At 68.8% G+C, this 757-nt stretch carries 1 protein-coding gene; it reads left to right on the plus strand.

All coding sequences use genetic code 11. The annotated features are described in order from the left end of the window. Positions 1-93: 93 nt before the first annotated feature. Positions 94-757, plus strand: a 664-nt coding sequence (locus tag Q7A36_RS40415; RefSeq protein ID WP_305109427.1) for a COG3415 family protein, incomplete at its 3' end; no start/stop codon positions are given.

A 757-nucleotide genomic window follows, 5' to 3' on the forward strand; every position in this document is an offset into this window, starting at 1 on the left:
AGGGCGTGGTTCGAAACCGGGTCACACGCGGAGCTGGGTTGGCGCTACCCGGGTGGGTGATGGCACCCTCGGGCTTTCACCCGTGAGGCGAGTATGGACCGAGGTGTTGGCGCGACGGTCGGGCTGCCTGAGAGCGGCCGCAAGGAGCTCGCTATCCAGGTCCTGGCCGGCTGCGAGACGATCAGCGACTTGGCCGCCCAGCATGGGGTGAGCCGCAAGTTCGTCTACCAACAGGCGCACAAGGCCAGCGCGGCGCTGAATGACGCCTTCTCGCCCGCCGTGCGGGACGACGAGGTGCTGTTCGAGCTGGCGGTGACCAAGACCTGGCTGCGCCAGGTCATCGTCGCCCTGACGCTGATCTGCCGCAGCTCGTACCGCGGCGTCGTTGAGTTCCTGCGCGACCTGCTGGGCCTGCCCGTCAGCCTGGGCCAGGTCCACAATGTGCTCCAGGCGGCCACGCGGCAAGCGAGCGTGGTCAATGATGAGCCAGACCTGTCGGGCATCCGGGTCGGCCTGCACGACGAGATCTTCCAGGGTGCAACACCCGTGCTGGCCGGCGTCGATGCGGCGTCGACGTACTGCTACCTGCTGGTGGCGGAGCAGCACCGTGATGCCGATACCTGGGGCGTGCACCTGCTCGACGCTGCCGAGCGGGGACTGCGGCCCGACTACACTATCGCCGATGCCGGGCAGGGCCTGCGCGCCGGGCAGCACGCGGCCTGGGGCGACACGCCGTGCCATGGCGACGTATTCCACA

It is taken from the genome of Paracraurococcus lichenis (assembly GCF_030657435.1).
In the GTDB taxonomy this organism is placed as follows: Bacteria; Pseudomonadota; Alphaproteobacteria; order Acetobacterales; family Acetobacteraceae; genus Paracraurococcus; species Paracraurococcus lichenis.